Origin of the sequence: Methylobacter psychrophilus (assembly GCF_025583945.1) — a bacterium.
Classification (GTDB): Bacteria; Pseudomonadota; Gammaproteobacteria; order Methylococcales; family Methylomonadaceae; genus Methylobacter_C; species Methylobacter_C psychrophilus.
In genome coordinates this window covers 1-17,641 of record NZ_JAOEGU010000020.1, presented here as the reverse complement: position 1 = coordinate 17,641, position 17,641 = coordinate 1, and the positions used below count along the sequence as shown (strand labels likewise).

Genomic DNA, 17,641 nt, shown 5'->3' with positions numbered 1-17,641 from the left:
TCTTTAAAGTAAAATTAATGCCCAGGTGACTGCTGCCCAGACTAAAGACATCATTACTGCTGCAGAACCTATATCTTTGGCTCTACCGGATAATTCATGATGTTCAAGACCTACCCGGTCAACCACAGCTTCTACTGCTGAATTTAATAATTCAACCAGCATAACCAAAACGATGCTGCCGATTAACAGCAGTTTTTCAATATTGCTTTGTCCCAACCAGATTGCCAGTGGAGTAGTCACCACAAAGAGAATAACTTCTTGTCTAAAGGCTTCTTCATAAGTCCACGTTGCTTTAAATCCGGCAACAGAAAAGAAACACGCGTTAATAAGGCGCTTAACGCCTTTTGCATTTGGATTTGCCATTGTGTCAGTAATTATCCATGTAAAAGAAGTGAATTGTACCCAAGTTAATTATAAAAAGTTGATATTGTCTTATTGGTCAATGACCAGTTGGTACGCATCTGCATCCATTAACTTATCCAAACCTGATAAATCTGTTGTTTTAACACAAAAAATCCATGCTCCATAGGGGTTCTCATTGACCTGCTCAGGTTCATCCTCAAGGGTTGAATTGACTGCAACAATTTCCCCGGAAACCGGACTGAATAAATCTGATGCTGTTTTAACCGATTCAACCACCGCACATTGCTCTTGCGCTGTAATTTTGCGCCCTAATTCAGGCAATTCTATAAAAACCAAATCGCCTAATTGTTCTTGGGCAAAATCAGTGATGCCTACACGAACAACATTATCATCCTCGACATGCGCCCATTCGTGTGACAGCGCATATTTTAAGTTTTCCGGTAAATGATTCATGGTTGACTCTCTCAAAAATTAATAAAGTGCAAAGTTAAAGGATCTCGGTGCTGTATTAAAGGCTATTTTTGACTCTTTAACATTTAATCGTTAACCTTGGTGCACTATATTAACAAACATCATTAAAACATGCCTGAGATACTGATCTATACAACCAATATTTGCCCTTACTGCATTATGGCCAAACGTCTACTTGACAAAAAAGGGGTTTCTTATACCGAGATTAATGTAGATGCACAAGCGGGGATGAGAGAAGAAATGATGCGTAAAACAAAGCGTCGAACCGTACCGCAAATTTATATTGGCGATCTTCATGTTGGCGGATTTGACGACTTACATGCATTGGAACAGCAAAAAAAACTGGATACTTTGCTCAAGCTTGCTTAGCGTCAGGTAATCCCCAATAGCGGTTCGATTAAACAGATTCGGAAGTCGTGACTTTTTACCAGGTAATAATTGACTTGTTTTGAATGCATTAAGGTTTTTAAAAGCAAGCTTGATTATTATTCAATAGTTATGCCCGGACGTGTTACGCTTATTGGTAAAAGAAGGCATTACACGATAGCAATAAAAATATTATTGTGTAACGTAACCTAACGTAAAGCTAACTATATAATTTATAAGGTAATTATTTCAATTTATCCTGTATTGATCAGTAAGTAAATTGGGTGAAAATTCCTACCTGACCAACAATAAATATTATTAATGAACCCGACTCAGACTCTTATATCTTCACCTTGTATCAGGAAATGTTGTTTGAATGATGAGGATATCTGTATGGGATGTTTTCGTTCTCTTAATGAAATTATCCGCTGGACTCAAGTTGATGAAAAAACACGTCGTCACTTTATGGACAATGTTGAAAGTCGTCAACGGTAAACCCATAATAAACGAATATTGAACACTTATCTTGTCGAAAAAAATAGTGCATGCACAAATTAATTGAGGATACCTTAAATGAAACAATTGCATAGAAAAGATTTATTTGGCTGGTCAGAGTTTAATAAGGAACGTAATCTGGATTTTCATAGTGTGCTTTGGGTACGTGACGGCGGTAATGTCTTAATAGATCCTTTGCCTATGTCAGAACATGATCATAGTCATCTACAACGTTTGGGTGGTGTCAATTTCATCGTTATTACCAATAGCGATCATTGCCGTGATGCTGAAAATATTGCCGGTAGTACCGGTGCGCCGATTTATGGTCCGGCAGGTGAAGAAGATACCTTTCCTGTTTCCTGTGAACGCTGGTTGCATGATAATGAAGAAGTCGTTCCGGGGTTGATCGCTTATCAACTGGAAGGATCCAAAACGCCGGGAGAACTTGCGTTACTTTTGGAACACACTACCTTGATAACTGGTGATTTAATTCGCTGTCAAATTGCCGGTGAATTATGTATGCTGCCGGAAACAAAACTGGCTGATGCACACAAGGCAATTCAATCGGTTAAACGTATTGCGGACTTACCCGGCATTAAAGCAGTTTTAACGGGTGATGGCTGGCCAGTATTTAATCATGGTAGCGAAGCGTTGCATCGCTTGGCAAAATCGCTTTAATTAGTAGCTAACCAAGCCGGTTTGCAGGCTTTTTATACCGAGTACGTAAAACCTGCAAACTGCCTTGGAAAGCCTCAATATAGCCATATAAAAGATATGTTATAAACCAACTTATTAACGCTTAACCAACACCGGCAGCGTCGTTGATTTAATCCGGATATCGTTTTAGGACTTGAGACAACAGTTCACCGACATTGAGCTAATAAAGTTTGATAACTCGATGTTCAAGTTTTTAATTCTTGATTTTAGAGAAGCCCATTGAATCAAGCCTTACAGCCATGATTGAAATCATGTGGCACTTGAGTCTATTGATGAAAACACCTTGATTTATCTGGGTTCGTCCCAGTCAAGCTAAAAAAACTTGAACATCGAGTGATAACTAATGATTTTTTTGATTTTGAATTTTATGAAAACATCTTCTATTATTCAGTTGATGTGTCAATTAATCGGCCATTTTAGAATTAGAAGGATAAAAAGTGTATATAATTGATTTAAGGAAAAGTCCGCGAAGGTTATTTATAACTTGTAAATTGGACGAACGACGTAAAATTACCCATGAATTTGGTTCATCTGAATGGTTGGCTACTATAAACAATAATAAAGTGGATTGTCCCGATTTTAATCGCCGTAAAGTAGAAAAGCTTATTGATAATAGACACTTGTCTGATCGTCGAGCGCCATTAGTCACAGAACCTGACCTGAGTAAAAAAAAAACGTCTATTTTTCTTACTCAGGGGGAAGCAAGGTTAATTGAAGATATCTACTTAATGGATTTGAAATAGCGGGTTATTGAAATCCCGCTTATATCAAAGAAATGCCACGGTTTTGTCGCTTAAATTTAAAGAACTCATTCCATCAGGAATCTTTACTAGCGGCATCTGTTACTGTACAGACTGGCAAATCCCCAAAAAGTCATTTTATAATCTGTAGCACATCAATCTCCATTTTTTAATCGTTGAATGGTGACAAATTTTCTGGATACAGTTTTTTTTAACTGATTTTTCAGGCTAATCTTTTAGTGCTTTCTCGTTACTAATGCCATGCGGTACATGAGCTGTCGCGACATGTTGAGCAGCAGAATTACAGTGCCCCCTTTGATCATCAAAGAAAATATCCGCACCAAATGCTTTTAAAAAATCACCTTTAGACATCCCTCCCAAAAAAAGCGCTTCATCAATACGAATTTCCCATGCTCTTAATGTTCTTACCACTCTTTCATGAGCAGGGGCAGAGCGTGCAGTAACCAGCGCCGTTCTAATAGGAGATTCAGAATCAAATCGGGATTGAATATGATGCAATGCCTTGAGAAAATCCTTGAAAGGGCCGCCAGGTAACGGTTTTTTTGCTTCATGACGTTCATTTTCAGCAAATACAGCCAAACCTCGCTGTTGATAAATACGCTCTGACGCATCTGAAAATAATACCGAATCCCCGTCAAATGCTATACGTAACTGACTTGAAGAGTTGGTTAATGACGAGCCACATAAGATTGTCGCCGCAGCAAAGCCCGCATCCAGTGTCTTGACAACATCGTCAGCATTTGCAGACAAAAACAAATGCGCTCCAAATGCAGCCATATAGTGGTAAGGTGATGAACCACTGGTAAATGCTGCACGGGTAATATTTAATTTATGATGGGCAATGGAATTAAAAATTCTCAAGCCTGTATCGGCACTATTTTGGGACAACAGGATTATTTCAACAAGGGGATCATCCGGGCAACTGGTATTGATAGCCAGTAGTTTTTTAACTAAAGAAAATCCGTATCCTGGAGCCAGTACTTCATCTTCATGCTTTATTTGATAGCGACAAAAAGCTTCTTTACCCTGCGTTTCAAATATCGTATGTGAATCATCCAGGTTAAATAAAGCCCTGGATGAAACGGCTACGACCAGTTTTTGTTTTTTTATTGACATTACTTATTTTCGACAGAAATGTTGTTCAAATGATGCGATTTTTTTATTCTGGCAGCATAAGCGTCTGCGTTCGTTTTATTTTTAAAACTACCCAGTTTAAGTCGATACCATTTGGTATTATTCATATCAACCGCTATTACTTTAACAGGAATACCTTTTTGGATGAGTTGGTTAGCTTTCCTTTTAGCATCACTCTGTTTTTTATAGGCGCTTAGATTAACTGACCAACCTGAAGCTGCTTTGGTATTGTGTGTTTTTTTTTCTGAGGAGGTTGGTTTAACTGATGCGTTTATTGATTTTTTTGCTGCCAAATTTGAGGTATTGGTATTTTGTTTATCAATTGACTTGTTAATATTAGCAATCGCTATGGTGTTATTTTTTGACTGTTCCAGTGATGCTTGCGATTGGCCAATAATATGTTTTTGTAAGGTTACTTTTTTTTCCAGTTCAGATGTCCGGGTTTCTAAATTGATGATTTCTGTAAAACGCCGGGTAAGTCCATTGATCTTTTGATTTAACTGTTCAATGGATATATCGCTACTGTTAATGTCCATGTCAGTATTTTTTTCAGTACTTCTGCCGCCTATATCTTCTTCAATAATAGACACCATATCAGTCAGTTTTGATACTTTAGTTTGGATATTAGTAATGATGATGGCTATAACTACTGAAGCTAATAAAGCTACAATAGCCAAACCCAGCGCAGTGTAAGTGATAATATTGGTTTTCTTGATTTTATCTACAGGAGCATTTTGCTGCTTTTTAATCGTGTTCTGTTCAGTTTTAAAGCTATTGAATGGTGTTGCTTCAGTATCGTTATTAACGGCTTCTTTTCGATAAATTGTTTGGGTATCTGCTTGCGCCTGGCTGATGGTTTCAGGCTTTATTTCTTTAGTCAAATTGCTGTTGTCCAGGGCTTTATCGGAGTTCTTTGCATTGAAAATATTTTTTTCAGTCAGAACGGTATTTTGTTCTTTAAAAGACACAGTAAGCTCATCAGCCTGATTAATTCCATCAATTACCCGTGCATCTTGAATTTCATTGTCATCAGTGTTTTTAGTCGCTGGTTCATCAAAGCCTGAGGTTGAGTGTTTATTTGCTTCTAACAGGGTTTGTTCTGTTGGCTCAAAAGGCTTAATAACAAACTGATCAACATTTGAGAAATCATCAACCAAGTCTATGTCATCAATGACCTTGGCATCGGCTTCCTTATTTTTTTCTGCCCGTTGATTTACGTCAAAACCGGTGTCAACAAGTAATCTGTCAATGGCATCCAAATCGGCTTTGGAGCCCATCCCTGAAGCCGAGAAATTATCCGCTAAATGTAACTCCTCTGCTGCCCAATTATCCAAATTTCTGTAATTTCCTTTCAGCTCGTCATAGGTTTCAAAATCCGGTCTGATAAGTAATCGATTAATAATTTCTTCATCATCAGAAAAATTATTTAAATGGACGGGAGAAGGGTATTCTTTGTCCGACATAACATCCAAATCAACCAAGATAAAATTGTCTTCCCCTGTATTGATGTCAGCGGAAAAGCTATTCCTTCTGTGTTTTTGTTTTTTTGTCATAGTTGAGTACTTGGTTAAGGTGAAAAATAACCATAAAACTGAATTTGTGGCTTTTTATTGATATTTTGAATATATTCTTTTATTTTAATACCAATAAAATTTAATGTTCGCATAAGTTTTAGGTATTTAATGCTAAACTTTCAAAAAAACTTTTTTAAAAAAATACAATGCAACTAGCTATTACTGTTTTAGGTAACAATCACATTAATTTTATTGGAGAAATACTACCCGTTGTTCGTGATTGCAACTGTAATATTTTAGAAATAAGATCCTCGCATCTAGGTCAATCTGTTGCCGCTTACTTGCTTATTCAAGGTAACTGGAATCAAATTGCCAAGTTTGAAAATACGCTGGATAGCATCCAAAAGCGTCTGGAAATAAAAGTCCATACTTTACGTCCCGATCAAAAAGATAAGGATAAGGATAAAGATAAAGGTAAAGACTGTATACCTTACTCATTAGAAACTATCTCTCTGGATAAGGATAGCGTCGTAGAATCGATTACTTCATTTCTGTTTGATCGTGATATAAGTATTGAAGAAATAACAGGTAGTTCATATCAGGCTCCTTATATTCAGTCAGCAGTATTTTCAACCAAATTTATTGTTTTAATTCCACAGCAACTGCCTCTCTTGTCATTACGGGAAGAGTTTTTGGATTTTTGCGATCATTTAAACATAGACGCAATTCTTGAGCCTATAAAACGCTAGGAGTTATTATGAGCCAGATTAGTATCGGTACGGTTATGCCTGATTTTGAGGCGATTTCTACCGGTAATAAAACCATTAAACTGACTGATTATCGAGGTCAGTTTGTCGTTATTTATTTTTACCCCAAAGACAATACGCCAGGCTGTACTCAGGAAGGTCAGAGTTTTCGGGATAATATTGAAAAATTTACGGCATTAAATACCGTTATACTTGGTGTCTCCCGTGATAGTGTTCGCATCCATGAAGGTTTTAAAGCCAAGCAGGAATTTTCCTTTGACTTATTGTCAGATAAGGATGAAAAGCTGTGCGAGTTATTTGATGTTATAAAAATGAAAAATATGTATGGCAAACAGGTTCGAGGTATCGAGCGCAGTACTTTTCTCATTGACCCTCAGGGCATACTGATTCGTGAATGGCGTAAAGTAAAAGTCAAAAACCATAGTGAAGACATTTTAGCCGCTTTAACTGAAGCTTCCAAAGTCTGATTATAGGCGCCTGATAGCTTCTTAAAGTCGCGTAGGTCAGGTTAGCGACAGGCGTCCCGAAAAATCAAAAATCTGTGTCGGGTTACGCTGTCGTTAACCTGACCTATAAAGATTATTAGCATTTTTTATGCTAAAAAACGTGTCAACTACTTTGGGGCTTCTATGAAGGATGCTCTTAAAGTATTATAAACAGTCAAAATTGCTGATAAATGAGGCTATTTAAGGGCTTATAAGTCTTAGTTGTTAAGGCTTTTGATAAGAAGTTGGTACAACCGTCCAGTAATATTAAAAACGTCAGTTGCCATTTTGATTATTAGAATTGCCCTATTATTACTGTTCTTTGCTTTTGCTGTATTGATATCGGCAGACCTGTTGTTAGCGCTGGATATGCCGGTGTTACCTGAGCTAATTACTCAATTGGGTTTGGCTGTACTGTTAACTGCGATTGCTTTATTAATAATAACGGGATTATTGGTTATAATTAAGCTGATTATCACCGCCTGTTTTGAATACTTTTCCGCTACACAACGCTTGCAGCGGCAGTTATTATTTATTCAATCCCAACAGGATCGCTTCAAGCAGTTGTTTTTTTTTAGAGCAACACAAATCAATTATTTTAATGAAACAAAAAGAAAGCAATTGTTAACGGCTAATAATCGTCAACATATAGACGCTTTATCCAAAGCCATCAATAAAGACTTGCAGTTGATTAAACATCAGCTATCAAAAACAACTTATCTGCAATTACAACAAGAAAATTTCCGGTATCGCAATCAACAAGATATTGAGTCTTTAGTGAAATTACAGCAAAAAATAGCCACTTTTATTTAGGCAATGACAACTTTAAAAAATCGGGTTTTCACCTTGATCAAGCTTTTTCATTCTGTTAAAGATGAAAATCTGCAATGGCAAGCAAGCAACCTGGATCAACAGATTAAACTCAAACACACCAAAGTAATCGCACAGAAAGCACTGGAAGCGGAATTAAAAAAGAAAAGTGTTCAGTTGGCGCATGAAATTATCTTGCTGCAAACTAAAAATGCGACTGAATTATCCATGCTTAAGACCAAGTGTAAGCAGGATATCAAGGACTATAAACAGTACTTGATATCATTGGATCAGCTCAAACAATCAATAAAGATAAGTTATACTCATCTGCCCGAAGCGGTTGCTTTCACCATTCATCATCATGCCAAACAACTATTAAACCAGATGTGGGAAGCGGAAGATTTTGAACAAAAAATGCACCACGAGTTACAGTTGATTAACTTTATGACCACGGTACATGAAGATGCGCGTCTGCACCTTGAGGGCACAACTACTGAAAAGTTGCCGGAAAGAACGCTAAGCCTGATTCAACAAAAAGGTAGTCGGTTAAACCGTTAACCCGGTTCATCTTTATTGGAAAAACGAATCTTCTCCTTCATCGTTTTCCAACTCCAGTGATTCGCCAGGAATTATTTTTTCTTCCATGGCCCACTCACCCAAGTCGATTAATTTGCAACGTTCACAGCAAAAAGGTTTAAATTTCTCCTCAGGTATCCAGGCAACGGGGCGCTTGCAATTGGGGCATTTTACAGTGATTGGTTTACTGGTTGAGGACATTAGAATAAACAGCAAGTTAGCGTAAAGGGAATATCATGGATACTTTGTTTTGGGCGATTATCATCCACAGATGCTTCCATAAAACGGATGGTACAACGATGTTTGCCGCCACTTATTTCAGCAAAACAGGATAGTGATTTATCCATGCTTACCTTGATAAGCTGAAAAGGTTGGTTTTTATCCAGAGAAACCTGGAAAAAACCGGCAACAGCGACTTCCTGTTTTGCAGATCGACTGTTACGTATGAAATTAAGGATAAAATCAATTGCTGTATGAATATCAATAAACGGACTGCTCCAGTGTTGCAAGTCTTTTACCCGAGTAGCTTCATCCTGTTCCAGCCAGTAATGGTATTCCGGTAAATCAAAAGAGCAGGTGCCGCCGGGAATGGAGCTACGTTGGCTAATACTTTGGAATAAATCACTCTCCATAATATTGATACCGATTTTTCCGGTAATCGCATAAAGTTTTTTACTGATACCGGCGAGTTGGTCAAGGATATCTTGCAATTTTTCCTTATCAACGCCTTCACTGTTGGCGATTTTATTAAGCACTGCTGCCTGACGATCAAGTTCCTTAATGATTTCTGATTTTAGATCGTTACGCCGGAAAATCGACATGATATCAAGTAGCACGGTTATTGCTGCACGTTTATCGGCAATAGATTCTCCTACTGAAAAGTGCATAAATTGTTGAAATAGTTGTTCGAGCCTTATGAAAACACGGATTCGTTCATTGAGTGGAAATTCATAGGTAATAGTATTATTCACAGGCAGTTTTATCCTTGAATTTGCTTAATGAAAGATAGAAATTGTGCAGTTTTTTAACGGCTTCTGCAAGTCTATCGTCGGTTTTCGAGTTATCAATCAGATCATTGGCTTGTGCTTTTCTGACATCGCTTGATACCTGACTGTCAATAATGGACTGTATTCTTGTTATCGTCATATTATCGCGTTTTTGTAAGCGTTCGATCTGGATTTTAACCGGACAGTCGACAACCAGTACCCTGTCGACCAAATGAGCCATATTGGTTTCGAATAATAACGGGATACAAATAATGCAGTAGGGTGCTTTTATTAGTTTGAGTTCTGCTTGTATGGCTTGATAGACTAATGGATGCAGAATAGCTTCCAGTTTTTGCTTTTTTTTGCAATCTGAAAAAATGAGTTCTTTCAGCTGTTTTCTGTTTAGCGAACCGTCTGCATTGATTACGTCTGCACCATATTCCTGCTGTATCTGTGCTAATGCCGGTTGCCCGATAGCAACCAGTTGATGCGCTATTTCATCCGCATCAATAACCGGTATTTTTAATTGTTCAAAAATTTTGGTGACGCTACTTTTGCCACAACCTATGCCGCCGGTAAGGCCGATTTTGAGCATGGGTTTACAAACCTGCCGTTGTTAAATAAAACTGATTGATATCGTTACCCCACAATAGTGCCAGCCATCCGGCGACTGCCAAATAAGGACCAAAAGGAATAGGGATAGTGTGATCGCGTTTGGCAAAAATAATCAGGGATACGCCAATGACTGCGCCTACCAGTGATGATAATAAAATAATAAGGGGTAAATATTGCCAACCCAGCCACGCGCCAAATAAAGCCAGTAATTTAAAGTCACCAAAGCCCATGCCTTCCTTGCCGGTTGCCAGTTTAAATAAATGAAAGACAATCCAAAGGCTGGTATAACCGGCAATGGCACCGATAATACTGGTATGCGTGTCAGTAAAAAAACCAAACAGGCTCAACAACAAGCCCAGCCAAAGTACGGGCAGTGTTATGTTATCGGGTAATAACTGGTGGTCTATATCAATAAAGCTGAGTGCAATCAGCGACCAGGTCAGCACCAGGGCAAAAACAGTTTGCGGAGAATAGCCAAAATGCCAGGCCACTATGGCCGATGTTAGGGCAGTGAGCGCTTCTATAAGCGGATAGCGTAAAGAAATTGGCTGGCTACAAGTTGCACAGCGACCCTTTAAAAAAAGGTAACTGATGACGGGGATGTTTTGGTAAGGCTTGATAGGTGTTTTGCAATGAGGGCAGCGTGATAAGGGCAAAGACAGGTTAAAGGGTTCTTGCTGCGTATCTGTTTCGATAGTGTCTAATTGCAGATATTCAGTGCACTCCTTACGCCAGTTTTGTTGCATCATTACCGGTAATCGATAAATAACGACATTGAGAAAGCTACCAACCATTAAACCAATAAGGCCTGCCAAAGTTATTAGTAAATAAGGGGTTGTTAATAAAATATGCAACTGCTGTATCATGGTTTTTTAAAAAAGTGAGTGCAAAAAGTATTTGGTATAAAATGAAACACTGTGAAAATTTTGGGAGGTTTAGCTGACAGCCGCACCCATTTTGAAAATGGGTAAATACATGGCGACAACCAAGCCACCAATCAGAATGCCTAAAATAACCATAATAATAGGTTCCATTAAACTGCTTAAGTTGTCGACGAGATTATCCACTTCTTCTTCGAAAAAATCAGCGACTTTAGACAGCATTGCATCCATTGAGCCGGACTCTTCACCGATAGCAACCATCTGTTGCACCATATGTGGAAAAAGATTGGTTTGCAACATGGCAACCTGTAGCCGCTGGCCGGTTGCGACTTCTTCGCGCATTTTTAAAACTGCTTCGGCGTAAATAATATTACCGCAAGCGCCTGAGACTGATTGTAACGCATCTACCAAGGGCACGCCTGCCGCTGACATGGTTGATAAGGTTCTGGCAAAGCGGGCAATCGCGGACTTGTTGATAATCATACCGACTATGGGCATTTTTAGTAATGTCTTATCTAAAAAGTGATTAAAGGGCCGTGAGCGTTTTTTAAAATAACCAAACACATAAATAACAATTATAATTATGCCAAGTAAAACCCACCACCATTCTTTCATCCATTGAGACATAGTGACAACCATACGGGTAAAAGCCGGTAAATCGGCACCAAAGCTCTTAAACATGTCTTCAAATACAGGTACAACAAACAACAGGAGAATAGCGGTAACAATAAAAGCGACAACGATGACGGCAATAGGGTAGCCCAGCGCTTTTTTGATTTTTTTCTTCATGGACTCGGTTTTTTCTTTGTAAGTCGCAATTTTATCCAGTAGTGTTTCCAGTACCCCTGCTTGCTCGCCGGCATCGACCAGATTACAAAATAATTCATCAAAATACAGGGGTTTTTTCTTTAGCGCTTCCGCCAAGGTATCACCGGCTTCAATATCCGCTTTTACGCTTAACAGCATATTCTGCATGCTGGGGTTTTCATGGCCTTTGCCGACAATATCAAAGGATTGAACCAGCGGTATACCGGCACCCAGCATAGTGGCTAATTGCCTGGCAAAAATGGCGATATCTGCGGGGGTGATTTTTCTTAAGCGCGGGCTAAAAAACGACTTGGGTTTTTTCTTGATTTTAGTGACGCGATAGCCTTGTCGTCGTAATTCGGTTTTGGCTATCAGCTCATTTTTAGCGGCGATAATTCCGTTGGTTTTTTTTCTGTTTTTATCGACACCTTGCCAGATAAAATCAAGTTGTTCAGTGGGATCTGCCATGTTACTCCTTGGTTACTCGATCAATTTCTTCAAGACTGGTGATACCCATACGGACTTTATTTAAGCCCGAGGCACGCAGATCATTGATGCCTTCGGCTTTTGCCTGCGCTGCTAATTGCATCGCATTGCCGCCTTCCAATATTAGTGCGCGCATATTTTCACTTAAGGTCATTACCTGATAAATACCGACCCGGCCTTTATAACCATTGGTACAGTGATCACAACCTACAGAACTATATATCTTAAGCGTTTTTAATTCGTCTTCGGTAAAACCCGCCGAGACAAGAATATGCTCGGGAAAATCAGCAGGGATTTTGCAGTACTCACATAGACGTCGCGCCAGACGCTGAGCCATAATCAGAATAACCGCAGAGACTATATTAAAAGGTTCAATGCCCATTTGCATGAGTCGGTTTAATGTTTGCGGGGCATCATTGGTATGCAAAGTTGATAATACCAAGTGACCGGTTTGCGCGGCTTTTACGGCAATATCAGCGGTTTCCAAATCCCGAATTTCACCAACCATAATAATATCGGGATCTTGACGCAAGAAAGCCCGTAAGGCATTAGCAAACGTCAAGCCGGCCTTAATGTTCATATTCACTTGGTTGATACCTTCCACAGTAATTTCAACGGGATCTTCAGCAGTACAGATATTACGTTCGATACTATTAAGTAGGTTTAAACCGGTGTACAACGTCACGGTTTTACCACTACCCGTAGGTCCTGTAACCAATACCATGCCGTAAGGTTTGTTAATGGCGTGGAGAAAAAGCTTTTCTTGTTCAGGCTCAAATCCCAGTTTTTCGATACCTATCTGGGCACTGGTAGGATCCAAGATACGCAGGACTACTTTTTCGCCGAATAATGTGGGACAGCTATTAACGCGAAAATCAATTGCAAGGTTTTTGGACAGGTTCATTTTTATACGCCCATCCTGCGGTACTCGACGTTCGGCAATATCCATTTTAGCCATTACTTTAACCCGGGATATTATTCGGCTGGCGATATTGGTTGGCGGACTGGCTACCTGATACAGTATGCCATCGGCTCTAAAACGAATACGAAAGTTTTTTTCATAAGGTTCCATGTGTATATCTGAGGCGCCTTTTTTTATGGCATCCAACAGAATTTTGTTTACAAATCTAACAATCGGCGCGTCATCAATATCGGTGTCGATATCAGTTTTGGTGGGTTCTTGGTCACCGCCACTAATATCAAGATTATCAAGATCTTCATCAAGAAGATCAGTCATTGAGGTATCAACAACTTCCAGGGCAATTTCAATAGCTTTGGCCAGCTTGTTTTCTTCGACCAGAATGGTTTCTGGGTGTAGCCGGCTTTGAAATTTTATTTCATCCAACGCCAGAAGGTTGGTGGGATCAGATTGGGCTATAAATAATGTTTTTCCCCGGATAAAAACAGGCAAAATGCGATGTTTACGGATCAGTTTTTCGTTGATTAAACTTATTGGCAAGCTATGGAGATCAAGGGCATCGAGATCAAGAAAAGATACCCCATATTCAATGGAGGCTTTTGTTGCAACTACTTTACTGTCAACAAGATGACTTGCAACAAGATAACTTAATAAAGTGAGGTTTTTTTTTTGTGCTTCCTGGATATGAATTTTGGCTTCACTTTCCGTTAGCAAACCTTCCAGAATTAAGAACTTTATAAAGCCACTAAGCTGAAAATCTGTGGGTGCGTTGGGCATATGATGATTTGCGGGTTGGAGGTATAAGAACAAGGCACAGGATTCTATGTGTAGTTGAAAAATTTTATTACACTTTAGCCGGTAACACAACGGAGAATCACTGTTTATAGGCTAAATACAAGATAATCTGATAACTTTAAATACTGATGCAGCATTGGCTATCAGCAGCAATTATCATCATCTACTATTGACAAGATTGTCTTACAATCAAGATATGGTGTTTTATGAGTTGAATTTATCAGAGGTAAAATCAATTCTAATTTTACTTTTCCATTCTCATCAGAGATGTTTGCGTCAAAAATGCCAATATATCGACTTTCAGAAAGTAAACGATTAATTCACGTCACTAAAGTCATATAAATAATAATCCCGACCGGATTTTTTTTGTCCACGAAACACACGAAAACCACGAAAAAAAGCAAAGACAAGAGCTAAAGGTTTTCTTGATTTTCTCATCCACCTTTCTATATCAACTTAGATCGAACGATTAAGTCTTGCTTTTTACCTCGTCTTAATTTGGTCACCCAAATGTATAAGATATTGCGATGTTTTTAATAAATTCGCTGTAAAAGATAAATTAAATATAAATAATGCAAATATTACTCTTTTTGTGTGATATGGTTAAGGTAAAGCTAAAGTATGAAACACGCATAACTTGAACAGCTTTAAACAAAAAATCTATGCACCTTCAATTTGTGGCAGGCATTATTATTAATGCTTTAATCTGACCCGGATTGGTTTGATATCGCCAGCGAAAAATAGCTGCTATACAAAAAATAATAAAAACAAGCGATAACCTCACGATATGAAATAGTTAGTTGATACGATAATCAAACCAAATTTTAGAGCAGAAACATGACGGAAAAGTTGTATTACAAGTATTGGGGCAAGGCCAGTTTAGATAATGACAGCGGCGCAAGTTACCATTTGTTGCCTTATCATTGTTTGGATGTGGCTGCGGTTGGGTGGCAATTATTAGCGCCTGACAAACCACTTTGCAAACAATTAGCAAAGCAATTAAAAGTAGAGCCCGAATGGTTAAGACAGTTTTTTGTTTTTTGTTTGGCGTTGCATGATTTGGGTAAATTTTCTCAAGCTTTTCAAAGCCTACGGCAGGATTTGTCAGTTGATTTAGTAAAAGCTAATCCAAGAATGTCTTATTCTGAACGACACGATAGTTTGGGTTTTTGTCTATGGCAAGAAATACTGCAAACCAAGCTTGATGAGCAATTACTAGCCAGTGATTCGACTGATTCTGCTGGTAACGCCTGGCCGATCCAGCTCAAATCTTGGCTGGAAATAGTAACAGGTCATCACGGTATGCCGCCCAAAACGAATTTACGAACGCGGAATTTTTTTGAAGTTGTAGATGAACAAGCCGCAATGGCATTTGTTCAGGATTCAGTTGAGTTCTTTCTTGCAGATTTCGACTTCCAACCACTGTTGGACAAGGCACTTAAAAAACGGCTGAAACCGGTATCCTGGCAATTGGCCGGTGTTGCTGTGTTAGCTGATTGGTTGGGTTCTAATCAGGAATATTTTATTTATTACGATAAACCTAAAGAATTAAAAACGTATTGGCATGAGATTGCTTTAGAAAAAGCAAAAGAGGCTATCGGTGCATTACCTAAAATCCCGGATGTTAATGCATTTCAAACTATTGAAAAACTGTTCCCTTTTATCCAGCAACCGACGCCGTTGCAAGAATATGCCATTAAAGAACCGCTCACCGAGCAACCGCAATTGTTTATTTTGGAGGATGTCACTGGAGCCGGAAAAACCGAAGCTGCTTTGATTTTAACTCAGCGTTTGATGGCACAAGGCTTGGCGGATGGTTTATATATTGCCTTACCAACCATGGCAACTGCCAATGCCATGTATAAAAGATTGAGCAATGTTTATCACCAATTTTATCAATCCGGCAGTAAACCGTCTTTAATTTTGGCGCATGGTGCGCGTGAGTTGTCTCAAGTTTTTCAGGATTCTGTTGTTTTAGCCAAGCAATCGATAACAGATGGCGATTATCTGAGTGGACAAAACGAGGAGGATCAGGAATTAAGTGCGACCGCCTATTGCAATGCTTGGCTGGCTGACAGCCGAAAAAAAGCATTATTAGCCGATGTGGGTGTTGGTACATTGGATCAGGCGTTGTTAGCCGTTTTACCCGCACGCCATCAATCTCTACGCTTGCTGGGTCTGGGTCGTAAAGTGTTACTGGTTGACGAAGTCCATGCTTATGACAGTTACATGCAAAAGTTGCTGAATGCGTTACTTGAAGCTCACGCCAGGCAAGGCGGTAGTGTGATTTTATTATCGGCAACCTTGCCGCAAACCATGCGTGAAGGGCTTGTTAACGCTTTTTATAAAGGTCTGGGGCAAAATGCTCCAGCGTTGAGTTATCCTGCTCCTTATCCTTTAGCAACACATACACCGGCTACAGCCATTGAACAGTCGATAGATACCCGCGAAGCAGTTAAACGTATCGTCAACATTCAACGCTTGAATAACGAAGAAGAAGTTATTGCACAAATTAAGTTAACTGTTGTCGCTGGTCGCTGCGTGTGCTGGATACGCAATACGGTAAAATCTGCCAGACAGTCATACCAAGATTTATTGGATGCCGGTATTGCTTCGGATCAATTAAGCCTTTTTCACAGTCGCTTTGCGATGATAGATCGTCAAGTAATTGAAAACAGGACGCTGGAATACTTTGGTGATAACTCGACCCCTGAACATAGAAAAGGTCAGGTATTAATCGCCACGCAAGTAGTTGAGCAATCGCTGGATTTGGATTTCGATGTGATGATCACTGATTTGGCACCTATTGACTTGATTATTCAGCGGGCCGGAAGATTAATGCGTCACATCCGGGATGAGCAAGGCAACCGGATTAGGCAGGAAGGCGCTAAAGACTTGCGAGGCAGGCCGATACTTTACCTGCTTTCACCAGATCCGATAGAAGGCGCCGATATAAATTGGCTAAAACCAGATTACGCCGGAACACAGGCCGTTTATCAGCATATCGGTCAGCTTTGGTTGACGGCGAAACTTTTGGTTAGGCGAGGCCAATTTACTATGCCTGATGATGCGAGGGATTTAATTGAAGGCGTGTATTCATTTGATGCCGAAGAGGAAATACCGGATGTACTGTTAGACGGTTCTATACAGGCGACAAGTAAAGCCATGGTGCAAAAAAGCATGGCCGATCTGAACGTGCTCAAACTCAACAAAGGCTATACCCGTTCCAGCGGCGATTGGGATGAAGAAACCAAAATCCCGACGCGTTTAACGGAAGAAGAAACCATGTCGGTAGCGTTGGCCATTGTTGAAAATGGTCAACTAAAACCCTATGCCAAAGCAGAAACTTATGCTTGGGCTTTGAGTACCGTTAAATTACCGAGCCATGAATGGAAAAAAGCACAGGCACAAATACCAGGTAATCTAAAAGCTATGATCGAAACCTTGAAAGCCGAGCAAAAAGCGTTGCGCTGGGTTGAGATATTGCCATTTGAGGAAGGACAAGTTATTTATTCCTCTTCGCTTGGATTTGTAGGATAGCAAGTGATTTTTTGGCAATTATACACAGTAGACATCTTTCCTAAATACAGCCATAGCGTAAGTTAACAAGAGCAGCCACTAAATTCCATGTCAAGGAGTAATGCTTGTGTTTGCCCCGATAAACATCTTTGGCAATCCTGAAAATTTTGCATC

Annotated in this window: 19 protein-coding genes; 9 read left to right on the top strand and 10 right to left on the bottom strand. The window is 39.4% G+C overall.

Features of this window, described 5'->3' with window-relative positions:
- Positions 1-3: 3 nt before the first annotated feature.
- Positions 4-363: a diacylglycerol kinase gene (locus N7974_RS11080; protein ID WP_262965679.1), complete on the bottom strand. Its 360-nt coding sequence runs from the start codon at positions 361-363 to the stop codon at positions 4-6.
- 69 nt (positions 364-432) lie between these two features.
- Entirely contained in the window at positions 433-816 is a 384-nt protein-coding gene (gcvH, locus tag N7974_RS11075) for a glycine cleavage system protein GcvH (protein ID WP_262965678.1), read from the bottom strand.
- Between the two features lie 129 nt (positions 817-945).
- Here gcvH and grxC point away from each other — a divergent pair, with 129 nt between their 5' ends.
- The 4 genes from grxC to N7974_RS11055 all read left to right on the top strand — a co-directional run bounded on the left by grxC (position 946) and on the right by N7974_RS11055 (position 3,155).
- On the top strand, positions 946-1,203 hold the full coding sequence (gene grxC / locus N7974_RS11070; protein WP_262965677.1) for a glutaredoxin 3: 258 nt from the start codon (positions 946-948) through the stop codon (positions 1,201-1,203).
- Between the two features lie 390 nt (positions 1,204-1,593).
- Positions 1,594-1,695, top strand: coding sequence for a DUF1289 domain-containing protein (locus N7974_RS20760; protein WP_394813109.1), 102 nt, complete (start codon positions 1,594-1,596; stop codon positions 1,693-1,695).
- Positions 1,696-1,773: 78 nt separating this feature from the next.
- Entirely contained in the window at positions 1,774-2,373 is a 600-nt protein-coding gene (locus N7974_RS11060; protein ID WP_262965675.1) for an MBL fold metallo-hydrolase, read from the top strand.
- 476 nt (positions 2,374-2,849) lie between these two features.
- Complete coding sequence (locus tag N7974_RS11055) at positions 2,850-3,155, top strand: hypothetical protein (protein WP_262965674.1); 306 nt, start codon at positions 2,850-2,852, stop codon at positions 3,153-3,155.
- A 225-nt stretch (positions 3,156-3,380) separates the two neighbouring features.
- Here N7974_RS11055 and N7974_RS11050 read toward each other — a convergent pair whose 3' ends face one another.
- Positions 3,381-4,289 (bottom strand): 5'-nucleotidase, encoded by a 909-nt coding sequence (locus N7974_RS11050; protein ID WP_262965673.1) that lies wholly within the window; start codon positions 4,287-4,289, stop codon positions 3,381-3,383.
- A complete protein-coding gene (locus tag N7974_RS11045; RefSeq protein WP_262965672.1) occupies positions 4,289-5,860 on the bottom strand; it encodes an SPOR domain-containing protein in 1,572 nt (523 codons plus the stop codon). Before N7974_RS11045 ends, N7974_RS11050 begins: the two co-directional genes overlap by 1 nt.
- 167 nt (positions 5,861-6,027) lie before the next feature.
- Between N7974_RS11045 and N7974_RS11040 the strand changes: the two genes are divergently transcribed.
- From N7974_RS11040 to N7974_RS11025, 4 genes are all read left to right on the top strand, one after another.
- Positions 6,028-6,570 carry a glycine cleavage system protein R gene (locus N7974_RS11040; RefSeq protein ID WP_262965671.1) on the top strand — a complete coding sequence of 181 codons (543 nt, stop codon included), beginning with the start codon at positions 6,028-6,030 and terminating at the stop codon, positions 6,568-6,570.
- 8 nt (positions 6,571-6,578) lie between these two features.
- Positions 6,579-7,055, top strand: coding sequence for a peroxiredoxin (locus N7974_RS11035; protein ID WP_262965670.1), 477 nt, complete (start codon positions 6,579-6,581; stop codon positions 7,053-7,055).
- A 306-nt stretch (positions 7,056-7,361) separates the two neighbouring features.
- A complete protein-coding gene (locus tag N7974_RS11030) occupies positions 7,362-7,886 on the top strand; it encodes a hypothetical protein (RefSeq protein WP_262965669.1) in 525 nt (174 codons plus the stop codon).
- 3 nt (positions 7,887-7,889) lie between these two features.
- Positions 7,890-8,441: a hypothetical protein gene (locus N7974_RS11025; RefSeq protein ID WP_262965668.1), complete on the top strand. Its 552-nt coding sequence runs from the start codon at positions 7,890-7,892 to the stop codon at positions 8,439-8,441.
- A gap of 12 nt (positions 8,442-8,453) precedes the next feature.
- Here N7974_RS11025 and yacG read toward each other — a convergent pair whose 3' ends face one another.
- The 6 genes from yacG to pilB form a co-directional block, all read right to left on the bottom strand.
- Positions 8,454-8,660 (bottom strand): DNA gyrase inhibitor YacG, encoded by a 207-nt coding sequence (gene yacG, locus N7974_RS11020; RefSeq protein WP_262965667.1) that lies wholly within the window; start codon positions 8,658-8,660, stop codon positions 8,454-8,456.
- Positions 8,660-9,430 carry a cell division protein ZapD gene (gene zapD / locus N7974_RS11015; protein ID WP_262965666.1) on the bottom strand — a complete coding sequence of 257 codons (771 nt, stop codon included), beginning with the start codon at positions 9,428-9,430 and terminating at the stop codon, positions 8,660-8,662. The genes yacG and zapD overlap by 1 nt, the downstream gene beginning before the upstream one ends.
- The gene (gene coaE / locus N7974_RS11010) at positions 9,423-10,040 is read right to left on the bottom strand and encodes a dephospho-CoA kinase (protein WP_262965665.1); all 618 of its coding nucleotides are present in this window, start codon (positions 10,038-10,040) and stop codon (positions 9,423-9,425) included. Before coaE ends, zapD begins: the two co-directional genes overlap by 8 nt.
- 4 nt (positions 10,041-10,044) lie before the next feature.
- Positions 10,045-10,926 carry a prepilin peptidase gene (locus N7974_RS11005; protein WP_262965664.1) on the bottom strand — a complete coding sequence of 294 codons (882 nt, stop codon included), beginning with the start codon at positions 10,924-10,926 and terminating at the stop codon, positions 10,045-10,047.
- 69 nt (positions 10,927-10,995) lie between these two features.
- On the bottom strand, positions 10,996-12,216 hold the full coding sequence (locus tag N7974_RS11000) for a type II secretion system F family protein (RefSeq protein WP_262965663.1): 1,221 nt from the start codon (positions 12,214-12,216) through the stop codon (positions 10,996-10,998).
- Position 12,217: 1 nt separating this feature from the next.
- Positions 12,218-13,930 (bottom strand): type IV-A pilus assembly ATPase PilB, encoded by a 1,713-nt coding sequence (pilB, locus tag N7974_RS10995; RefSeq protein ID WP_262965662.1) that lies wholly within the window; start codon positions 13,928-13,930, stop codon positions 12,218-12,220.
- An 855-nt stretch (positions 13,931-14,785) separates the two neighbouring features.
- Between pilB and cas3 the strand changes: the two genes are divergently transcribed.
- Entirely contained in the window at positions 14,786-17,488 is a 2,703-nt protein-coding gene (gene cas3, locus N7974_RS10990; protein WP_262965661.1) for a CRISPR-associated helicase Cas3', read from the top strand.
- The last annotated feature ends 153 nt before the right edge of the window (positions 17,489-17,641 follow it).